Raw genomic sequence first — 20,280 nt, forward strand, 5'->3', positions numbered from 1 at the left:
CCACAGGCATTGTGCATAGTTATCTGTAAGGCCCATGATTAGGGGCTTTGCGAGGGGCGCTCAAAATGGTGATATGCGGCCTAGGTGTTGCTAATCTACTGTATAAAAGACCATCAGACTTTGTTACCAGCTTGTATTTTTAAAATTTGCTACCATGCTCTTCGTATTTTCATTCTGTTATATCGTTAGTGAGCCAACTTTCTCATGGCAAAGTATTCAAAGAACAAAAATCAACAATCTGATAAAACTCAGCAAGAAGCCAAGCAAATTGCTAATGGCATAAAAAAGCTAGGGCAAACTAAAGAGCAAACCAAGTTGGTGACGCAAGGTATTGCTAAAGGTATTGAGCTTTATAAAAAACAGCAAAAAGCGAAAGCTCGTGAGTTGGATAAAGCGCAGAAAAAAGCAGCAAAGGCACAGCAACAAGAAACCACTGAGGAGGTTCAAACTGAATCGGTTTCAAGCAAGTACTCTGCTTTATTGCCTTGGGTATTGTTGGGGTTATCTTGGGCCGGGTTTTTAAGTTACTTGCTTTTGCCTGTTTAATTACATTACTGATAAAAACCAAAAACGGCCCGCTATTTCTAGCGGGCCGCTTGCTTTTTACCGATTACTAACTGTATCGCGTTAGCATCAGCTATTTGCGTACCAAGCGTAATCTTACGCGGCTTGCTTTTGCTTTAGTGCTTCGACTAGAGCTTTACCTACCGCACCGGCACTGGCTGGGTTCTGGCCAGTGATTACGCGGCTATCTTGCACTACATACTCACCCCAAGGTTGAGTTTTGCTGTAGTTTTTCGCTGCACGGGCCAGTGATTCCTCAAGCAAGAATGGAATCTTATCGATGGTACCGAAATCCACTTCTTCTTCACGGGTGAAGCCTGTCACTTTAATCTTTGAGAGTAGTGACTCACCATTGCTGAGCTTCACTGGTAGCAACCCTGCAGGACCATGACATACAGCTGATACGACACCGCCGTCTTCATAGTGTTTCGCCGTTAGCTTCGCCACTTCTTCGTTTTTCGCTAAGTCGGTTAGTAGACCAAAACCACCTGGGTAAAAGATACCTGCGTAATCATCAACGTTGATTTGGCTTACCGGAATCGTATTGTTGATACGGTTTTGGAAAGTCTCATCTGCTAGGATCTTGCTGTTGATTTCATCCCCTTCCATGTCGGTGCCATACATTGGCGCTTGGCCACCTTTGATGGATACGAGGTCATAGTCATAACCTGCGTCTGTGATCTCATGCAGGGCATGGGTTAGCTCGGGCGCGAAAGTACCGTTTGCTTCGTCTGTTTCGCCTAATGTTGCGTGATTGGTTACCAGAATTAGGATCTTACTCATGAGAAAACCTCCTTTCTCGGTGAATGTAATAACTTATATAAATTAAGTTTTAGCGCTATGTTTCAACGCCCTGCTTTCGATTTATGAGTAGGTTAGTTCATGGCTGATTGGATGATAATCCTTATAATTATCAAATCACTATTGCTATACTGCAATAATCAAGCATAGATACCGAGTATTAAGGTTAAAAGCCACTATGAGTAACTTTGAAGGCATTCAAGAGTTTGTCGCAGTAGCCGAGGCACAAGGGTTTTCTGCAGCAGCTAAGCAACTTGACGCATCCACCAGCCATATAAGCCGCCAAGTAGCGCGTTTAGAAGAGCGCTTGGGCGTGCAGTTACTAGCCCGAACGACACGTATGGTCAGCCTCACCGATGCGGGGGAGCGTTATTATACCCAGTGCCGTGAGTTAATTGATGGTTTACAGCAAGCGGATGAATCCGTATCGGATGAGAGTATTAAGCTGACGGGCACTTTAAAAGTCAGCGCGGCCGGCACCTTTGCCGAGCAGTTCATTGCCCCCTGTTTGATGCAATTTGCAAAATCCCATCCTGAGCTATCCATAGAAATGGACTTTAATAGTCGCATGGTCAATTTTGTAGAGGAAGGTTTTGATTTCGCTATCCGTTATGGTCGCCTTAAAGATTCTGGCTTGGTGGCGCGTCGTCTTATTCAGCGTCACTTAATGGCAGCGGCTAGCCCTGAATATTTAAAGCAGTTTGGCGAACCCACTCACCCTGACGATTTAAAACACCATAAATGCTTACTAACCAACAACGATCATTGGTTGTTTTCCGAGAATCAGCAAAGCTTTGATGTGAAAGTATCCGGCCCTTGGCGTTCCAATAATGCCAATGTGGTTTTACAAGCCTGCGAACATGGTATGGGCATCGCCTATATGCCAGTGAGTAGTTTCGAGCAGTCCATTAACAGCGGAAGACTAAAGCCGATTTTGCGTGATTATTGGAGCCATGGCATTACCAGTTGGATCGTGTATCAAAACCGTCGATTTTTGCCAATGCGGGCACGCTTAGCCATTGATTATCTATTGCAGCATTTTAAAGATTGGGATGAATGAACAACTTAGTTATTCATTCATTTGGTCGTAAGGCACATCAATACTCATAGCACCTTTCTCGGGCGTGGTCACCAACTTGCGGAAATTAGAAAACAACTCGCGGCCTAAACCTTGGCTATGGTCCGTAGTCATAGACGCGTCAGGACGTTGCCAGAATTGTTGTTCTTCTGCTTTAGAGTCAAAGACAATGTTCAGTTGGCCTGTCGCACCGTTTAATTCGATGACATCACCGTTTTGAACTTTAGCTAAGGCACCGCCCTGTTTCGCTTCTGGGTAAACATGAATCGCGGCAGGCACTTTGCCTGATGCACCCGACATGCGTCCATCTGTGACTAACCCTACTTTGTAACCCTTATCTTGCAGAGAACCTAAATACGGTGTGAGTTTGTGAAGCTCGGGCATGCCAATGGCTTGTGGGCCCTGAAAACGCACCACCAAAATAACATCTTTGTTGAGTTCGCCAGATTCGAATAGCGTCTTCACTTCATTTTGATCATTTACCACGACAGCTGGCGCGCAAACAGACTGATGTTCGCTTTTAACCGCACTGGTTTTGATGACGCCACGGCCTAGGTTGCCTCGCATAAGTTGTAAACCACCATGGTCACTGAAAGGCGCTTCGATGTTCGCCAGTACGTCTTTGTCTTGTGAGGTTTCAATACAAGGTCTGAAGAGAATTTGTCCGTTAATAAAATGGGGCTCTACACAATATTGTGATAGTCCTTTGCCTAATACAGTTTGCACGTCTTCGTGTAGTAAGCCTTTTTTTAATAACTGCTTGATTAAGTAGCCAACGCCGCCCGCTGCGGTAAAGTGATTGATATCTGCTTGGCCATTGGGATAAATTTTGGTTAACAGCGGCACTACTTCACTCAGTTCTGCGTAGTCATCCCATGTGATTTGAATACCTGCGCAACGGGCGATAGCCACCCAATGCATGGTGTGATTGGTACTACCTCCTGTCGCTAATAAGGCTACCAAAGCATTAACGATGGTTTTTTCGGAAACGATTTCATAAAGTGCAGTGGGTCGCTGATTCATATTGGTCATGTGAATTACTTGCTCCACTGCCATTTCAGTCATGGCTTGGCGCATGGGAGAATCAGGATGTATAAATGAACTGCCTGGTATATGCAGGCCCATGACTTCAAGCAATAACTGATTACTATTGGCAGTACCATAAAACGTACAGGTGCCATGACTGTGATACGACTTAGATTCTGTTTCTAGCAATTCTTCACGACTGGCTTTTCCTTCAGCATATAACTGACGAACCTTAGCTTTTTCTTGGTTACTGATACCCGATGCCATTGGGCCTGCGGGTACAAAAACAAAAGGCAGATGACCAAAGCTTAATGCTCCCATTAACATACCTGGTACGATTTTATCGCAGATCCCTAAGCACAAACCGCCATCAAACATATTGTGGCTCAGGGATACCGCTGTACTCATGGCAATGACATCGCGACTGAATAGACTTAAATCCATGCCCGGTTGGCCTTGGGTCACACCATCACACATAGCAGGCACGCCACCAGCCACCTGCGCGGTACTCCCCATTTTCTGCGCGGCTTGCTTGATAATATTGGGGTAAGGTTCGTAAGGTTGATGCGCGCTAAGCATATCGTTAAACGCAGTAACGATACCTATATTCGCCGCATTCATGAGTTTAATGGATTCTTTATCTTGCGGTTTACATGCAGCAAAGCCATGAGCCAAATTTCCGCATGACATGACTTGGCGGGCAGGGCCATCGGTGGCCTGTTGCTGCATGGCGTTTAAATAGGCAGCGCGACTTGATTGGCTGCGTTCGACGATACGTTGCGTGACGGCCTGCAGGGTTTTATTCATGTTGTTAACTACAAACTCCTTTGGACTTGCTGCGATTTAATAAGACATTCTTTTGCTAAATCTGTGATGGCTTGCCAATTTTCTTGTTCGATTAAATCCGTTGGAACGATCCAAGTACCACCCACTGCGAATACATTATCAAGGGCTAGGTAGTCATTCATGTTATCGAGATTAACACCACCGGTTGGGCAAAATTTGACGTCTTTGATAGGACCGGAAAACGCTTTCAGTGCGGCGACACCACCATTGATGTTGGCAGGAAAAAATTTAAAGCGACGTAAACCCAGTTCATAACCAGTTAACATTTCTGAAATACTCGCGATACCTGGCAAGACCGGAATCTGGCATTGAGCCAAAGCTTGCAATAATTGAGGCCCTGCTCCGGGGCTTACAATGAATTGACTGCCCACTTCTTGTGCAGCCCAAAGTGTTCGGGTATCAAGAACACTACCTGCTCCAATCAATAGTTGCGGACAGGCTTCTCGCATGAGCTTAATGGATTCTAGCGCACAGTCCGTTCTCAGGGTCACTTCTAAGATACTTAAACCGCCCTTGGCCAGTGCATTGGCTAAAGGTACGGCGTGCTCGGTTTTATACAAAGTAATCACAGGTATAACAGGTGATTGGGCACACCATTGATCCAATATTTGATAGTGATTACTCATGGACTTTCCTTAAAAATGCTATGGACACCAAAATACATGTAACGGTTGTTCACAAACCCAACGGATTGGCATCTCCGCTGGATTCGTCACAGCTAATGCTTTCGTAAACGTGCGCTTTTTCTCTTCACCTTGTATGTGCAAGATTCGCACCTTTGACTGCATAATAGTTTCCAATCCTGCACTAATGCGCGCTTGTACCGCACTTTGGGGATGCATAGCCATAAAGCAATCTGCGTCTTTTTTAATGGCTTGGGACAGCTCAGGAGCATCGGGAAATAAAGAGGCGGTATGTCCATCATTACCCATGCCTAGGATACAGACATCATAGGTTTTTCCAAAAGTGTGAAAACGCTTTTGATAAAGCTGCACCGATTGCTCTAACTCTTGATGTTGAATCATAGAGAGAAAGTGGGTTTCTGGATGATGCTCAATCAATAATTCTCGAAACATTTTTTCATTGCTGTCTTGATGATCGACGGGAACAAAGCGCTCATCTACCGGTGTCCAAACGATGTCTTGCCAAGGCAGGTGTTGATGACAAAGATGCTTTAAAAAAGTCCGCGGCGTCGAACCACCGGATAGCGCGATCATTGCGGGGCTATGACTGGCTAAGCTTTCTTCAATAGCAGACTCAAGCATTATGCCTAGGCCTTGCGCCAAGCCATGTTCGTCTTGGTAGCTGTGCCAGTGGATGTGACTGGGCAAATCCATGCAGTTCTTCCGTGCAAAAAACCTGAGCCTATTAGAAGCAAAATTTACTCCAAGACGCAAGTTAAGATTTTTTTATTGAACTACATAGTTAAAAGTCTGTTGTTATCGTTTCACCATGAAAGCTGAATATAGATTTGACCTCTACTAAAGGTACGGCAGAAGTAAATCATATTCCTTGGCAGTTATCTGATGTTCAAACAATCGAATTTCTTGCCATTTGCAAATGCTATAAACCTGAACAAAATCCTTTCCGAACCACTCTTGGATGCGCGCATCCCCTTCCATATTGCGCAGCGCATCCCGTGCGTTGTCACTAATATGTTCGTGGTCTTGCTCGTAAGCATCTCCTACTACAGCCTCTGGGGGTGTCAGTTCATTGGTAATACCCTCCACAACACCGGCTAATATAGACGTAACAGCCAAATACGGATTGGCATCAGCTCCACTAATACGATGCTCTAAACGCGTCGCATCTTTACCACCAGAAGGAATTCGAATGGCTACCGTACGATTGTCATTACCCCATGTTTTACTGGTCGGTGCATAGGCGCCGGGATCCAATCGACGATAACTATTGATGTTAGGAAATAAGAAAGCCTGAGTAGCATCTGCCATGTCCAATAAACCCGCCACCGCATGGCGCATAAAGGGATTTTGCGTGGGATCATCATCAGCGAAAATATTGTTACCTTGCTCATCCATCAGGGACAAATGAATGTGCAGCCCGTTACCGCTCTCTTGGATGTAAGGCTTTGCCATGAATGATGCCATCATGCCATGTTTTTTCGCCACACTATGAATCACGCGCTTCAATAAAATGGCATTATCGGCAGCCGCTAAAATATCGTTGCCGTAGTTTAGATTCACTTCAAACTGGCCTGGTGCATATTCCGCGATAACGGTATCGGCAGGAATCCCTTGTTGCGCAGCAGCTTCTATAACATCTCGAATAAAAAAGTCATAATCGTCCAGTTCGTCGATACTATAGACTTGGCAAGAGGTCATTCGACGGTTAGTCCCGGGAATTAAAGGCGGCTGGATTTGACCATTAATGTCACGCTCAGGATCGATCAAATAAAATTCTAATTCCAATGCGATACCTGGTGTGTAGCCCAGGGTTTCAAATTTATCTACTGCGCGCTTTAGTACTTGGCGTGGGTCGGCAAAAAACGCAGAACCATCATCTTCATGCATGGTGCATAAGACCTGAGCTCGATCCCTGGCATCATGCCAAGGCACAATACTCAAAGTTTCAGGTATTGGTTTACACAAACGATCTTTATCGCCAACTTTTGCGCCCAGTCCCGCTTCTTCAACAGTGGCGCCAGTTGCATCCAAAGACATGATTGATCCAGGTAAATAAAAGCCTTGCTCAAACACTTTAGTCAGTAAGCTTTTTTCCACTCGCTTACCACGTAACACCCCAGATGTATCTGCGACAAGTAATTCAATAGTTTCAACATCAGGATGTTGCTTTAAAAACCTATCCAATACTGAACGTGATTTCATAATTCTTCTCGCCCGAAGGCTACCTTTTGTTCTTTTATATTATTCGTTGTTTTCAAAATAAGCCCACACTTACGCTAGGCTAATCCACCCATGCATAGGTATTTCATTTCTATGTACTCATCGATACCGTACTTGCTACCTTCACGCCCCATACCTGATTCTTTCACCCCTCCAAAGGGCGCAACTTCTGTGCTGATAATACCTTCATTAATACCCACCATGCCGTACTCTAACTCGTCCGCGACACGCCAGATTTGCGAAAGATTCTGGCTGTAAAAATAAGCCGCTAAACCAAAAGGTGTGTCATTGGCTATGGCGATGGCTTCTTCTTCTTTATCAAATTTAAACACAGGACAGACAGGGCCAAAAATTTCCTCCGTCGCAATGTCCATACCATCTTTTATACCAGTCAATACGGTAGGCTTATAGAAGTAACCACCTTTGCTGCTGAAAGGTTCGCCTCCTGTTACGACGTCAGCTCCTTTCTTCTTGGCGTCATCGACCAAGCCAGAAACTTTATCTATTGCAGCTTTATTGATTAACGGACCTTGAGTTATGCCCTCATCTAAACCATTGCCCAGCTTCAATTCATCACTGGCTTTGGCGAGCGCTTTCACAAACTCATCATGGATACCACTTTGAACGATGAAACGGTTAGCACACACACAAGTTTGTCCTGTATTGCGGTATTTGCTTGCCATGGCACCTTTTATTGCTGCGTCGATATCCGCATCATCAAAAACGATAAACGGTGCATTTCCGCCGAGCTCCATTGACAACTTTTTCACTGTATCAGCGCTTTGCTTCAGCAAAATTTTTCCCACTGGGGTTGAGCCCGTAAATGAAATCTTCTTCACCAGTGGATGAGTTGATAATACCTCTCCCACTTCCTTGCCTGAGCTGGCAGTCACAACATTCAATACGCCTTTTGGTAAACCGGCTTGTTCAGCCAACTCGCAAAGCGCCAATGCCGTTAACGGTGTGGCTTCTGCCGGTTTAATCACAATAGTGCAGCCTGCTGCGATGGCGGGGGCGCATTTACGAGTGATCATAGCCAATGGAAAATTCCATGGTGTAATCGCAGAACAAACACCGACAGGCTGCTTATTTACTAAAACTTTGCGATCTCCAGCGGGAGCCGGGATCATATCGCCATATACACGTTTGGCTTCTTCACCGAACCATTCAATAAAAGAACCTCCATATGCAACTTCACCCTTAGATTCCGCCAAAGGCTTGCCACATTCCATGGTCATAATTTCGGCTAGTTCGTCTTGGTTAGTCATAATGAGGTCAAACCATTTACGCATGATTTGGCTACGCTCTTTCGCTGTAGTTTTACGCCAACTTAAGAACGCTTCATGGGCCAATTCGACAGCAACTTCTGCATCAGCTGCTGCACAATCCGCCACTTTTGCGATTAATTCCCCAGTGGCCGGATTAACGACTTGATATTCTTGGCCGCTTTGCGCATCTTTCCACTGTCCGTTTACATAGCTTTGAGTTTTGAGCAGTTGGGATGGCATAAATCGCTCCTTACCGATCTGATTTTGCCACTATTTGGTGCAATACTATTAGTTAAGACCAAATACGCCACCTGCTGGTGCGATTGTGAAAAAATCATGTTTTTTTGATCATTTTGTAAAATATTTTACAAAAAACGTTTGAAATATTTTATACCACTGTAGTATAAACTAAACAACTGATTTCAAAACAGGGCTACAAATCGACCCTACCCCGTTGTTGAAAAAAATGCTTAGTACGGTTTTATTTATCTAAGCTTAGTAAATGGAATGACAACATTCCGAACCAAACATGAATGAGGCTTTTGGTACAGCGTGATATTAATGCATGTAATACCAAATGAGATACATGGAAAAAATAACCAAGTGGTTAAAAGATAAAAAGATCACTGAAGTTGAATGCATAATGTCAGACCAAACTGGCATTGCCCGCGGCAAAATAATGCCAACTAATAAATTTATACAGGAGGCTGGCATTCGCCTTCCTGAAAGTGTTTTATTGCAAACGGCTACTGGCGACTATCCCGACGACGATATCTACTACAAGTTACTTGACCCGAAAGATATCGATATGATTTTAAAGCCTGATGAAGATGCGATTTTTACTGTTCCTTGGGCAATAGAGCCATCCGCACAAGCCATACATGATTGTTACGATTCTATGAGCAACCTCATCGATCTAGCACCGCGTACTATTTTGAAACGTGTATTAGAGCTATATAAAAAGAAAGGCTTACAACCGATCGTCGCTCCAGAAGTAGAGTTCTATTTAACGAAACGCTGTACGGATCCAGATCTTCCTCTTGAACCACCAATCGGTCGGTCTGGACGACAAGAAAGTGGTCGCCAATCCTTTAGCATTGATGCTGCAAACGAATTCGATCCTATCATCGAAGATATTTACGATTGGTGTGAAGACATGGGGCTGGACATTGACACAGTAATCCATGAAGAAGGTATGGCCCAGTTAGAGTTTAACTTCCGTCACGGTGATCCATTGAAACTAGCGGATCAAGTTTTTATTTTTAAACGCACGGTACGCGAGGCGGCATTGAAACATAACATCAGTGCAACCTTTATGGCTAAACCCATTTCTGGTGAACCCGGTAGCTCTATGCATATACACCAATCTATTTTGGACGCAAAAACGGGTAAGAATATTTTCTCTAAAAAAGATGGTACTGCCAGCGATGAATTCCATCACTACATTGGCGGTATGCAAACGTTTATCCCTCAGCTAATGCCTATATTCGCGCCTAATGTGAACAGCTATCGTCGCTATCAGTCTTGCGGTGAAGGCAATGCACCAATGAATATCGAATGGGGTGAAGAGAATAGAACCGTTGGTTTACGTGTGCCAAAGGCACCACCAGCTGCCCGTCGTGTCGAGAACCGTTTACCTGGGTCCGATACCAATCCGTATTTGGCAATGGCCGGCAATCTTGTATGTGGTTTATTGGGCATGGAAAAACAAATCAAGCCTCGCAAACCTATTAGCGGTCGTGCCGAAGAGGAATTAGATGAGGCACTACACACGAACATCGAATCGGCTCTTGAAGCAATGGACGAATCACAAGAAATTCGTGCCATTTTTGGTGATAACTTTGTGGATGGATACATAGCTACAAGAGAAGCCGAATATGAAGGTTTTAAACGAGTGATCAGCTCATGGGAACGAGAATTCCTGCTGAGCACGGTTTAATCCTGAAACAAAAAAGAACAACGCGCCGCCAATAAAAACAATAAGCGCTAGGTGCAAAACAATTGGCCCCCTGAGTTTTGCACATTTTTTTGGACAACAGCACATTTTGCTGCTTCAAGGAATTGGTTCTTCGACCAATCTGCATTAATCTCAAAGAGATTTATTGCACCAATGGATCAAACTTAAGATACTCATCGTGTTCTGTGAGCACCTTAAGAACAGTCGAACCAGATAACTAACAGTTCAACCAACAACATGGGGAAGTCATATATGAAAACCATCGCTAAATCCCTGATTGGTGCTGCTATTGCAGTTTCCGTTTCAGGTGCGGCCATTGCAGATACCGTACGTATCTATAACTGGTCTGACTATATTGCAGAGGACACGATCGATAACTTCACGAAAGAAACCGGTATTAAGGTGACTTATGACGTTTTCGATTCCAACGAAGTTCTAGAAGCCAAAGTATTGTCTGGTCAGTCTGGATACGATGTGGTGGTTCCTACTTCAGACTACCTTGCTCGCCATATAAAAGCTGGTGCTTATCAGAAAATAGATAAGTCTAAAATCCCTAACTGGGATAACCTAGATAAAGACCTTTTAGCCGCGCTTGAAAACTACGATTCAGGTAATGAATATGGCGTACCTTATCAGTGGGGCACCACAGGTATCGGCTACAACGTTGCAAAAGTGGAGGCTATTCTAGGTGAAAAGGCTCCGACTGATAGCTGGGATCTTATTTTTGACCCTAAGTATTCCTCTAAACTCAAAGAATGTGGTATCTCCGTTTTAGACAGTGCTGGCGAAGTATTGCCACTTGTTCTTAATTATCTTGGTCTGGATCCAAACAGCAAAAATAAAGGCGATTACGACAAAGCTGAAGAAAAAATGTTGAGCATCCGTGACAACATTCGCTACTTCCACAGCTCTCGTTATATTTCAGATTTGGCTAACGGCGACTTATGCGTTGCTATTGGGTGGTCTGGTGACGTTTTCCAAGCAGCTGCTCGTGCTGAAGAAGCAGAAAATGGTGTAGAGATAGCGTATTACATCCCTAAAGAAGGAACAGCTATGTGGTCTGACATGATGGCGATTCCGAAAGACGCCAAAAATGTCGAGCAAGCTCATAAATGGATTAACTACATCCTTGACCCAAAAGTGGGTGCAGACCTAACCAACTATGTTTGGTATGGCAGTCCTAACCAAGCCGCTAAGCAACACATTGACGAAGAGATCTTATCTGATCCGGGTATCTTCCCACCTGAAGGCACTAAACTATTCACGTTTGAAGTGCTGCCTAACAAGATTAATCGCATCATGACCCGTACTTGGACCAGTATCAAGTCTGGTAAATAACGATCAATCACAGTGGACTTAGGCGGCCCCAAAGCCGCTATAGTCTGCTGTTATTCAGGTTCAAAACACAAAATATAAAGAACATACCTGACAACGCATACAATAATCGGAGAGCAGTACTTATGCCTACAGGGGTTGACTCTTTGCAAGAGAACTCGGAGTTGGATCATAACGGCAGAACCAGTCGATCTAGCCAAGAAGTTTTACTATCTATAAAAAACCTAACCAAATATTATGATGAAGCTCTAGCGGTAGACGACGTTAGTCTCGATATTTACAAAGGCGAAATCTTTGCCCTACTCGGTGCTTCAGGTTCAGGCAAGTCAACTTTGCTACGTATGCTATCGGGTTTTGAGATGCCTACGTCAGGGAAAATTTGCTTAGGTAATAACGATATTACCGGCATGGCCCCCAACCAACGACCGTTTAATATGATGTTTCAAAGCTACGCTTTATTTCCACACATGAGTGTAGAGAAAAATATCGCATTCGGTTTAAAACAAGACAGACTTCCCAAAAACGAAATCGCTGATCGAGTCGCAGAGATGCTAAAACTCGTTCACATGGAAAAGTTCGCTCGTCGCAAACCACATCAACTATCTGGTGGTCAACGTCAACGTGTCGCACTTGCTCGCTCACTTGCGAAACATCCAAAACTTCTATTACTTGATGAGCCGATGGGCGCGCTAGATAAAAAGTTACGCACTGAAATGCAATTAGAAGTCGTGGATATTTTGGAACGCGTAGGCGTGACCTGCGTTATGGTAACCCATGATCAAGAAGAAGCCATGACAATGGCTGATCGCATTGCCATTATGGATGAAGGATTTATTCAACAGATTGGTTCGCCAGTTGACGTATATGAAAGTCCAACCAATCGAATGGTTGCCGAATTTATCGGCAACGTAAATATGTTTGAATCTGAAATCATTGCTGATGAAGAAGATCACATGGAACTCCGCTCTCCCGATTTAGATGCGACCATTTACGTTGGACGCGGTGTCAGTTCACGCATTGACGAAAAGTCTATGCTATTTGCTATTCGTCCTGAAAAGACCTTCATTAGCAAAAGCAAACCCAAACAAGACAAAAACTGGGCAAAAGGTGTAGTGGATGATGTTGCGTATTTAGGTGGTCACACGGTTTATTATGTGCGTGTTCAATCTGGCAAAATTATTCAGTGCTTTTTGGCCAATACCAAGCGCCGTGATGAGCGTCCTAAATGGGATGAAAAGGTCTACGTCTATTGGAAAGACGATTCAGGCATGGTGATGAACGTATGAATAAGATCAAGTCACTCATTCCAGCCGGAAAGTTTTGGGTGATTTTACCGCCCTATGTCTGGTTACTCGTTTTCTTTGTGCTGCCGTTTGTATTTGTGGGCAAAATATCTGTGTCAGAATCGATTCTATCGATTCCACCATATAGCCCTATGTTCGAATGGTTGGATGAAAAGCTCAGTATCTCGATTAATTTTGCCAATTATATTTGGTTGTTGGACGATCCTTTATATGCAGAAGCCTACTGGAACTCCATCGTTATTGCATTTTGGTCCACTGTATTTTGCTTATTAATCGGTTATCCGATGGGGTATGCCATTGCCCGAGCCCCCAAGCATCAGCAACCAATTTGGTTACTGCTCGTATTACTTCCGAGCTGGACGTCGTTTCTGATTCGCGTATACGCTTGGATGGGGCTATTAAAAGATAATGGTCTAATTAACAACTCACTCATGTTTGTGGGCATTATTGATGAACCATTACGTATGATGAATACCAACTTTGCCGTATACGTAGGTATTGTTTACAGCTATTTACCGTTTATGGTTCTGCCTTTGTATGCCAACTTGGTTAAGCATGATCAATCACTGATTGAAGCAGCATCCGATTTAGGTGCGAACAAAGTAACTACTTTCTTTAAGGTCACCTTACCGCTCTCTTTTAACGGCATTGTTGCTGGCTCTATGCTGGTATTTATCCCTGTTGTAGGTGAGTACGTAATTCCTGAACTATTAGGCGGTACTGATACCATCATGATCGGTAAAGTATTGTGGGAAGAGTTCTTTAATAACCGCGATTGGCCGGTTGCTGCGTCCTTAGCGGTCGTCATGATTTTGATTCTGATTATTCCTATTACGCTGTTCCACCATTATCAGAATAAGGAGGTGCAATCATGAGCCTTGATATTCGCAATTGGAGTTTCAGCAAAATATTCTTTTGGATAGGTATCGCATTTTTGTACTTACCCATGGTGATTTTGATTATCTATTCATTTAACGAGAGCCGTTTAGTGACCGTTTGGGCTGGCTTCTCCACCAAATGGTATGTGGAGCTTTTTAAAGATGATCAGATCATGACCGCTGTTGGTCGTTCGCTACAGGTCGCTTTTTATAGCGCAACCGCTGCTGTGGCTTTGGGTATATTCGCCGCAATTGTAATGGTAAGAATTAAAAAGTTTAAGACACGAACATTTTTTACCGGCACGATTACTGCGCCTTTGGTAATGCCCGATGTCATCATTGGTTTATCGATGCTGCTTTTATTCGTAGCCATGGGTCAATTAATCGGTTGGCCAGCCGAACGAGGCATGCTTACCATATGGATTGCTCATACTACCTTTTGTTTGGCCTATTCCACAGTAGTAATCAGTTCACGCTTATTGGAAATGGATCATAGCATTGAGGAAGCAGCTCTGGATTTAGGGGCCAATCAACTGGAGGCATTTGTGAAAATCACCATGCCTGTGATTGCACCCGCCATTGCGTCAGCTTGGTTGCTCTCGTTTACACTCTCGCTAGACGATGTGGTAATAGCCAGTTTTGTAACCGGTCCAGGTGCAACAACCCTACCGATTGAGGTGTTTAGCTCAGTTCGTCTCGGCATTACGCCGAAGATCAACGCATTGGCTACGCTAATTATATTAGCCGTTTCATTTGTAGCGCTCATCAGTTGGTATTTCATTCGTAAACAAAACGAAAAATACAAGCCCGTTTAATCTTTTAAGACATCTCGTTCACTCGTTTATTCATCAGCCAATGAGTGATCGAGGTGTCTTTTCCCAAACCTCAGCACCTTCCCAAAACCAATTTATTGGGTATCCCAGCCTAAACCGCTATAATCTGCACAGTTTTTAGTAAGCGGTGAAGATGTGACTGTATTTCGTCCCTGTATCGACCTACATCAAGGTCAAGTAAAACAAATCGTGGGTGGCAGCCTTAATGATGAAGGCGCAAAGACCAATTATGTGAGCCCATACGATAGCGCCTATTACGCAGACCTTTACAAAGAAAAGAATCTGACCGGTGGTCACGTGATCGCACTTGGCCCAGGTAATCAAGAGGCCGCTCTAAAGGCACTTAAGGCGTGGCCCAATGGTTTGCAATTTGGCGGCGGTGTAAACAGAGAGAACGCATCCGATTATCTCAATGCGGGGGCTAGTCACGTCATCGTCACATCTGCCCTATTTGAAAACGACGAATTTAGTTTTGAACGCCTAGAAGCCATCAAAAAAGAAACGGGTAAAAATAAATTAGTGCTCGATCTAAGCTGTCGTCGTACCAAAGATGGCTGGCACATCGCTACCAACCGCTGGCAAACGGTCACCCGTACCGCCATCACAGCAGAAAACCTCAAGTCTCTTGCCGAACACTGTGCTGAATTTTTAATTCATGCTGCTGATGTAGAAGGTCTACAGGGGGGTATCGACGAAGAGTTAGTTACTCTGCTTGGTAAACACGCCTATGCGCCGATGACCTATGCAGGTGGCGCTCGCTCCTTGGCCGATTTACATCGAGTAAGTGAGTTATCCAATGGCAAAGTGGATCTGACGATCGGAAGTGCTTTGGATATCTTCGGTGGCAAGGGTGTCACGCTTGATGAATGTATCCAGTGGAACCAGAATTATGAGCGATCTGTTCGCTAGCAATGAAGTCGAGATTTTAGATCACGGTCAAGGGCTGTTTCAAATTCGCAACTTAGTGAATACAGAAGCAACTATGGCAGCGATTCACGAGGTGGCCAAACAAGCACCCTTTCGTCATATGATGACCCCTATGGGCCATCATATGAAAGTGGCGACGACGAACTGCGGAGAATATGGATGGATTGCCCAGCCATCCGGTTATGGATACAGTCGTAATGACCCAGAGTCTGGCCAATCTTGGCCAGCTATGCCAGACACTATTCGTACTATCTCTGACGATGTCATTGCTCACCTCAATCTTCCTAAGTACAGCCCAGACGCATGCCTTATTAACCGCTATGACATAGGCACGAGCATGGGAAGGCATCAAGACAAGGATGAAGCCAACTTCGACTATCCCATCATTAGCGTATCACTTGGCCTGCCTGCCATTTTTCAGGTGGTCGGTCCAAAACGCCAAGGAAAAGCCACATATTATTCAGTTTCCGATGGTGACGTTTTCATACTCAGCGGCCAGGCGCGCTTATACTACCATGGCGTTAATACGGTTAAGGCCAATCCTAATCAGCCTGAGCTGCAACAACGATATAATCTGACCCTTAGGCGTAGCCAGCCCTAAACTGCTGTGTGCTACAGATAATTGATTGACTCGAATTGTCACCTACACTTTAAACATGGATTAAGGGTGACTGTACATGGCGGTAGAAAACGATTATCGCGACAAGAAATTCCTCATCGTCGACGATTTCGAAAGCTTTCAAAAAATACTGAAACGCATGCTCCATGGTCTCAATGTCAAGGATATTGATACCGCGACCAGTGGCAGCCAAGCTATTCGGTTTTGCGAAGAACATGAGTATGACGTTATCTTTTCGGATCTCGACCTAGGCAAGGGACCAAATGGCTTGCAAATGCTCGAAGAGCTACGTCACAAAGATATACTGAAGCACAGCTGTATATTCATCATGGTAACGGCCGATTCCAGTCGTGATGCTGTCGTGGGCACCTTAGAATACAAACCGGATGCCTACATGAATAAACCCATCTCTCCTGGGGAAATTCAATCTCGTCTACTCAAATGCATCAAGCAAAAAGACAATTTGAAACCTATTTATACCGCTCTAGACCAAGAAGACTTCGATCAAGCTCTTATGCTGTGTGAGCAAGAAATTACAAACAAGAGTCGCAACAAGAATTGGTGTTTAAAGACCAAAGGAGAGATTCTTCTAAATCAAGAACGTTTCGATGAGGCAGAGCAGCATTACCAAGCCATCGTTGAGGAACGTCCACTCTTTTGGGCTCGCATGGGACTGGCAGACGTATATTTAGCTATAAAGAAATTTAAGCAAGCACTCAATTTATATGAAGAATGCTACAGCGAGAATCCTGCAAGCCTCGAGGCCTATGAAGGCGCAGCCCAATGTTTAGTAAGTATGGGGAATACCAAAGGTGCTCAGTCCCTTCTGGAGCGTTCTACGACGATCAGTTCGCGATCCGTTAAACGCCAAAAGCTGCTAGCAGAAATCAGCCGTATGAATAACGATTATGATACGGCGGCAAAAGCATCTCGCAGTGTTGTCCGATTAGCTGAGCACAGTATTCACGAAAATGCAGAAAATGAACTAGATTTGGCTGACAGCCTTTCAGAAGCCGCATTGCATACTAAGGAACGAGAGCTTAAAAAAGCCTACGCGAAAGAAGCGTTAAATACGTCGCAGGCAACACAAAAGAAATACGCTAATCAAGACATAAAAATTCAAGCGAAACTCATCGAATCTCGTGCTTATGCCAGTAGCGGTGACGATGCAAATGCACAACGAGCATTGGAGTCAGCTGAGAGTCGTATAGACAGACACGGGACACATACTTTAAGAAGCCAATTAGAATTAGCAAAAAGCTATTTACAAACAGGCCATAAAGATAAAGGCTTTGCTCTACTCAAACAGCTCGCTCAAGAATATAAACATGATAAAGCCATCAGCCAGCGCTTAGATAAATTAGTTGATGAACCTGTCACCGCTCAAGGCCGAGAAGCTGTGGTTAAAATAAATAAAGAAGGCATCAATTTGTTCGAACGAGGAGAATATCAAGCAGCTCTTGATAGTTTCTCTGAAGCGGTTCAGTTCTTCCCTAAACACGTTGGTATTCGTCTGAATATTATTCAAGCTTTGTTATTTGATATGAAAAAGTCTGGCCCGGCTCCTGAAAAAATTGCTTTGTGCAAGCAGCACATTGAATTTGTTGACCATATTGAAGGAGGCGACAAGCAGTTTAAACGCTATCAACAATTCAAAAACACGCTAGAGATGTTACAGAAGCATGGCCAAAAGGAGACGAGCTAATGTCCGATAATAATTTAGATATGCTATTGGCTTCCTGTATTCACGACATGAAAAACTCTATCATCATGATATTAAATAGCATCGATGAAATTCAAGATAACCAAGCACTAGCAGACAGCAACGAAAAGCAATTGGCAAATTTACGTTATGAAGCAAGTCGTTTAAATAACGACTTAATGCACTTACTCGGTGTTTATCGCTATGAAGATAACAGCCTGCCGTTAATCATCGATGAAATGGAGGTATGGGAGCTGTTACATGAAGTACATTTGCGCAATCAAGTACTCATTGAAAAATATGGTCACACATTTGAGTTAAACTGTGACGAAGATGAAATTTGGTACTGTGATTACAATCTAGTCGCAAGCGTGATCAATAACATTATCGTTAACACCGTACGCTATACAAAAACCAAAATTCTCGTAAAAGCCGAAATCACAAACGACATGCTATGTATTCAAGTGAACGACGATGGTTTAGGTTATCCTGACAACATGCTTATGAAGCCCTACGAGCCTAAGGGTATAAACTTCAGAAACGGAAGTACAAGCCTCGGGTTATATTTTGCAAGCTGTGTTGCGAAGCTACATCGTAGAAAAGAACAAACCGGCTATATCGAGTTAAGCAATGGCGGTGAATTGGGTGGAGGTCTGTTTTCTATTTATATACCATGACGTCCCTAATCACTAGGGACGCATGTGAGTAAACCTTAGGCAGTGAAAAACAGACCCAAAGTGCAAGCCAATGCTGCGCCCCACACCAATGTTCTTAATAACCCAATATTGGCCATATACAAAAAACCGTAGGCTAATCGCAATAAGATATAAGCTATTGCCAACCCATCGATCATAGTTTGATCGCCACCCATTTGGTGGGCAATAATGACTGCAGCCATAAAGCCTGGTATCGATTCAAACGTGTTTAATTGCGCCCAATGAGCACGCTTACGAAAACCTGAAAGTCCCTCAAGATATTCACGAGGATTGAGATTATCTTTGGGTGTAAAGCGTCCCGAGAATTTTGCAGATGCAGTAAAAACCAGTGGTAATAAAATGGCAATGAAGACACACCAATAGGCTAACGTCATAATGAAACCCCTAAATATTATTATTGTCTTGATTCAACAGTGCGTTCTATAGCAAATAGAAGCCATAAATACACACTTGTGCTTATATATATCAAGTTTTACTCACAAGTTTAAGTTTTAGATTACTCGAGCTAAATTATTTATGAAAAACCTCTCTCAGTATTTTGAACTTGCCGCAGGTTCAGAGCCATTTTCAATTGATCCTACTTGGGCTCAAGGTCGCAGTGTATTTGGCGGACTAAGCGCTGCTCTATTGCTTGTACACATAGAACAGCAAACAGGCTTAACTGATAAGGAATTGCGAACATTAAACGTTCACTTCTCGGGTGCCATTACAGCCGATGAGCCTTGCCAGCTAAGCTATGAAACCATTAGCGAGGGTCGATCAGTCATTCAAGTACAAGCCCGCTTGCTTCAAGGCAATCAATGTAAAACTCTGGTTATGGCCTGCTTTGCTAAAAACAGAGATTCCGATATTCGACATCAAGCCGAAATTCTTACCCCCAGCAAAAGTCGAGAGCAAGCCCAGAAAATGCCATTTATAAAAGGGGTCGTGCCTGATTTTATTCAGCATCTGGACTTGCGCTTCACCAGCAAGGCACTTCCGTTCTCTGGTGCTGATCAGGGTATCATCACTGGCTACATGAACTTTAATGATCCGCACTCAGAGTTTAATGATGCCTCCGTTGTAGCCTTGATCGATGCATGGCCACCGGCTGTTTTCCCTATGCTAAAAGGTCCAGCACCAGGTAGTAGCGTTACTTGGAATATCGAATTTATTCAGCCACGTACAGAGCTAGCGCAAGATGATAGCCTTTATTACGAGTGCGAAGTGAAGCAAGCGGATCTCGGCTATGCCCACACGGAAGCTAAGATCTTTCATCCCAATGGTGAACTTATCGCCTTTAGCCGCCAGCTGGTCGCGGTTTACGACAAGCGCTAGTGATCTATCGAGCAATTTGGCGGAAATCAATCCATGCCGTCAAATTGCTGCTGGCTAGACGGAATTTCATCAGTTTAGCGCACCAAATCTGATCATATATCTGCAATCATTTTTTAAAAAAATTAAGGTGCACATTAAAAGTGCAATCATGAGTGTTTTTATACTTTCGATGTATATAGGCTTGAACTGCAAGATCAATTTTCTATCTTGCCTGTGAAGTAGAGGTTTTTGAATTAAGCTCTAAG

19 protein-coding genes are annotated in these 20,280 nt (G+C 43.9%); 12 read left to right on the forward strand and 7 right to left on the reverse strand.

Annotation, left to right across the window (positions count from 1 at the left end; genetic code table 11):
- Positions 1 to 204: 204 nt before the first annotated feature.
- Complete coding sequence (locus HF888_RS10700; protein ID WP_007017319.1) at positions 205 to 546, forward strand: DUF2956 domain-containing protein; 342 nt, start codon at positions 205 to 207, stop codon at positions 544 to 546.
- Positions 547 to 660: 114 nt separating this feature from the next.
- On the opposite strand, the gene HF888_RS10705 is transcribed toward HF888_RS10700, so the two are convergent.
- Entirely contained in the window at positions 661 to 1,347 is a 687-nt protein-coding gene (locus HF888_RS10705; protein WP_007017320.1) for a type 1 glutamine amidotransferase domain-containing protein, read from the reverse strand.
- Positions 1,348 to 1,543: 196 nt separating this feature from the next.
- Between HF888_RS10705 and HF888_RS10710 the strand changes: the two genes are divergently transcribed.
- Positions 1,544 to 2,425, forward strand: coding sequence for a LysR family transcriptional regulator (locus HF888_RS10710; protein WP_007017321.1), 882 nt, complete (start codon positions 1,544 to 1,546; stop codon positions 2,423 to 2,425).
- 9 nt (positions 2,426 to 2,434) lie between these two features.
- Here the strand turns inward: HF888_RS10710 and edd are convergent, their stop codons facing one another.
- The 5 genes from edd to HF888_RS10735 all read right to left on the reverse strand — a co-directional run bounded on the left by edd (position 2,435) and on the right by HF888_RS10735 (position 8,687).
- The gene (gene edd / locus HF888_RS10715) at positions 2,435 to 4,276 is read right to left on the reverse strand and encodes a phosphogluconate dehydratase (RefSeq protein ID WP_007017322.1); all 1,842 of its coding nucleotides are present in this window, start codon (positions 4,274 to 4,276) and stop codon (positions 2,435 to 2,437) included.
- 8 nt (positions 4,277 to 4,284) lie between these two features.
- Entirely contained in the window at positions 4,285 to 4,941 is a 657-nt protein-coding gene (locus tag HF888_RS10720; RefSeq protein WP_007017323.1) for a bifunctional 4-hydroxy-2-oxoglutarate aldolase/2-dehydro-3-deoxy-phosphogluconate aldolase, read from the reverse strand.
- Between the two features lie 18 nt (positions 4,942 to 4,959).
- A complete protein-coding gene (gene pgl, locus HF888_RS10725) occupies positions 4,960 to 5,652 on the reverse strand; it encodes a 6-phosphogluconolactonase (RefSeq protein WP_007017324.1) in 693 nt (230 codons plus the stop codon).
- A 144-nt stretch (positions 5,653 to 5,796) separates the two neighbouring features.
- Positions 5,797 to 7,161 (reverse strand): glutamine synthetase family protein, encoded by a 1,365-nt coding sequence (locus tag HF888_RS10730; RefSeq protein ID WP_007017325.1) that lies wholly within the window; start codon positions 7,159 to 7,161, stop codon positions 5,797 to 5,799.
- A 74-nt stretch (positions 7,162 to 7,235) separates the two neighbouring features.
- Positions 7,236 to 8,687, reverse strand: a complete 1,452-nt coding sequence (locus tag HF888_RS10735) for an NAD-dependent succinate-semialdehyde dehydrogenase (RefSeq protein WP_007017326.1) — start codon at positions 8,685 to 8,687, stop codon at positions 7,236 to 7,238.
- Between the two features lie 346 nt (positions 8,688 to 9,033).
- Between HF888_RS10735 and HF888_RS10740 the strand changes: the two genes are divergently transcribed.
- The 9 genes from HF888_RS10740 (at position 9,034) to HF888_RS10780 (ending at position 18,679) form a co-directional block, all read left to right on the forward strand.
- Positions 9,034 to 10,386 (forward strand): glutamine synthetase family protein, encoded by a 1,353-nt coding sequence (locus tag HF888_RS10740; RefSeq protein ID WP_007017327.1) that lies wholly within the window; start codon positions 9,034 to 9,036, stop codon positions 10,384 to 10,386.
- Positions 10,387 to 10,656: 270 nt separating this feature from the next.
- On the forward strand, positions 10,657 to 11,742 hold the full coding sequence (locus tag HF888_RS10745) for a polyamine ABC transporter substrate-binding protein (protein ID WP_007017328.1): 1,086 nt from the start codon (positions 10,657 to 10,659) through the stop codon (positions 11,740 to 11,742).
- A gap of 122 nt (positions 11,743 to 11,864) precedes the next feature.
- Positions 11,865 to 13,025: a polyamine ABC transporter ATP-binding protein gene (gene potA / locus HF888_RS10750; protein ID WP_007017329.1), complete on the forward strand. Its 1,161-nt coding sequence runs from the start codon at positions 11,865 to 11,867 to the stop codon at positions 13,023 to 13,025.
- Positions 13,022 to 13,918 carry an ABC transporter permease subunit gene (locus HF888_RS10755; protein WP_007017330.1) on the forward strand — a complete coding sequence of 299 codons (897 nt, stop codon included), beginning with the start codon at positions 13,022 to 13,024 and terminating at the stop codon, positions 13,916 to 13,918. Before potA ends, HF888_RS10755 begins: the two co-directional genes overlap by 4 nt.
- Positions 13,915 to 14,736, forward strand: coding sequence for an ABC transporter permease subunit (locus HF888_RS10760; protein ID WP_007017331.1), 822 nt, complete (start codon positions 13,915 to 13,917; stop codon positions 14,734 to 14,736). Before HF888_RS10755 ends, HF888_RS10760 begins: the two co-directional genes overlap by 4 nt.
- A gap of 153 nt (positions 14,737 to 14,889) precedes the next feature.
- Positions 14,890 to 15,663, forward strand: a complete 774-nt coding sequence (hisA, locus tag HF888_RS10765) for a phosphoribosylformimino-5-aminoimidazole carboxamide ribotide isomerase (protein ID WP_007017332.1) — start codon at positions 14,890 to 14,892, stop codon at positions 15,661 to 15,663.
- Positions 15,644 to 16,282 (forward strand): alpha-ketoglutarate-dependent dioxygenase AlkB, encoded by a 639-nt coding sequence (locus HF888_RS10770; protein WP_007017333.1) that lies wholly within the window; start codon positions 15,644 to 15,646, stop codon positions 16,280 to 16,282. Before hisA ends, HF888_RS10770 begins: the two co-directional genes overlap by 20 nt.
- A gap of 76 nt (positions 16,283 to 16,358) precedes the next feature.
- A complete protein-coding gene (locus HF888_RS10775) occupies positions 16,359 to 18,005 on the forward strand; it encodes a tetratricopeptide repeat-containing response regulator (protein WP_007017334.1) in 1,647 nt (548 codons plus the stop codon).
- Positions 18,005 to 18,679 (forward strand): sensor histidine kinase, encoded by a 675-nt coding sequence (locus HF888_RS10780; protein WP_007017335.1) that lies wholly within the window; start codon positions 18,005 to 18,007, stop codon positions 18,677 to 18,679. The genes HF888_RS10775 and HF888_RS10780 overlap by 1 nt, the downstream gene beginning before the upstream one ends.
- 35 nt (positions 18,680 to 18,714) lie before the next feature.
- Here the strand turns inward: HF888_RS10780 and HF888_RS10785 are convergent, their stop codons facing one another.
- Positions 18,715 to 19,092 (reverse strand): MAPEG family protein, encoded by a 378-nt coding sequence (locus HF888_RS10785; protein WP_007017336.1) that lies wholly within the window; start codon positions 19,090 to 19,092, stop codon positions 18,715 to 18,717.
- A 142-nt stretch (positions 19,093 to 19,234) separates the two neighbouring features.
- On the opposite strand from HF888_RS10785, the gene HF888_RS10790 reads away from it, so the two are divergent.
- Positions 19,235 to 20,035 carry a thioesterase family protein gene (locus tag HF888_RS10790; RefSeq protein WP_007017337.1) on the forward strand — a complete coding sequence of 267 codons (801 nt, stop codon included), beginning with the start codon at positions 19,235 to 19,237 and terminating at the stop codon, positions 20,033 to 20,035.
- Positions 20,036 to 20,280: the final 245 nt, after the last annotated feature.

It is taken from the genome of Bermanella marisrubri (genome assembly GCF_012295615.1).
Lineage (GTDB): Bacteria > Pseudomonadota > Gammaproteobacteria > Pseudomonadales > Oceanobacteraceae > Bermanella > Bermanella marisrubri.

What these genes read in the sequence shown, in the direction of transcription:
- HF888_RS10700 (WP_007017319.1), top strand. Translation starts at nt 205, where the DNA reads ATGGCAAAGTATTCAAAGAACAAAAATCAACAATCTGATAAAACTCAG.
- HF888_RS10705 (WP_007017320.1), bottom strand. Translation starts at nt 1,347, where the DNA reads ATGAGTAAGATCCTAATTCTGGTAACCAATCACGCAACATTAGGCGAA.
- HF888_RS10710 (WP_007017321.1), top strand. Translation starts at nt 1,544, where the DNA reads ATGAGTAACTTTGAAGGCATTCAAGAGTTTGTCGCAGTAGCCGAGGCA.
- edd (WP_007017322.1), bottom strand. Translation starts at nt 4,276, where the DNA reads ATGAATAAAACCCTGCAGGCCGTCACGCAACGTATCGTCGAACGCAGC.
- HF888_RS10720 (WP_007017323.1), bottom strand. Translation starts at nt 4,941, where the DNA reads ATGAGTAATCACTATCAAATATTGGATCAATGGTGTGCCCAATCACCT.
- pgl (WP_007017324.1), bottom strand. Translation starts at nt 5,652, where the DNA reads ATGGATTTGCCCAGTCACATCCACTGGCACAGCTACCAAGACGAACAT.
- HF888_RS10730 (WP_007017325.1), bottom strand. Translation starts at nt 7,161, where the DNA reads ATGAAATCACGTTCAGTATTGGATAGGTTTTTAAAGCAACATCCTGAT.
- HF888_RS10735 (WP_007017326.1), bottom strand. Translation starts at nt 8,687, where the DNA reads ATGCCATCCCAACTGCTCAAAACTCAAAGCTATGTAAACGGACAGTGG.
- HF888_RS10740 (WP_007017327.1), top strand. Translation starts at nt 9,034, where the DNA reads ATGGAAAAAATAACCAAGTGGTTAAAAGATAAAAAGATCACTGAAGTT.
- HF888_RS10745 (WP_007017328.1), top strand. Translation starts at nt 10,657, where the DNA reads ATGAAAACCATCGCTAAATCCCTGATTGGTGCTGCTATTGCAGTTTCC.
- potA (WP_007017329.1), top strand. Translation starts at nt 11,865, where the DNA reads ATGCCTACAGGGGTTGACTCTTTGCAAGAGAACTCGGAGTTGGATCAT.
- HF888_RS10755 (WP_007017330.1), top strand. Translation starts at nt 13,022, where the DNA reads ATGAATAAGATCAAGTCACTCATTCCAGCCGGAAAGTTTTGGGTGATT.
- HF888_RS10760 (WP_007017331.1), top strand. Translation starts at nt 13,915, where the DNA reads ATGAGCCTTGATATTCGCAATTGGAGTTTCAGCAAAATATTCTTTTGG.
- HF888_RS10770 (WP_007017333.1), top strand. Translation starts at nt 15,644, where the DNA reads ATGAGCGATCTGTTCGCTAGCAATGAAGTCGAGATTTTAGATCACGGT.
- HF888_RS10775 (WP_007017334.1), top strand. Translation starts at nt 16,359, where the DNA reads ATGGCGGTAGAAAACGATTATCGCGACAAGAAATTCCTCATCGTCGAC.
- HF888_RS10780 (WP_007017335.1), top strand. Translation starts at nt 18,005, where the DNA reads ATGTCCGATAATAATTTAGATATGCTATTGGCTTCCTGTATTCACGAC.
- HF888_RS10785 (WP_007017336.1), bottom strand. Translation starts at nt 19,092, where the DNA reads ATGACGTTAGCCTATTGGTGTGTCTTCATTGCCATTTTATTACCACTG.
- HF888_RS10790 (WP_007017337.1), top strand. Translation starts at nt 19,235, where the DNA reads ATGAAAAACCTCTCTCAGTATTTTGAACTTGCCGCAGGTTCAGAGCCA.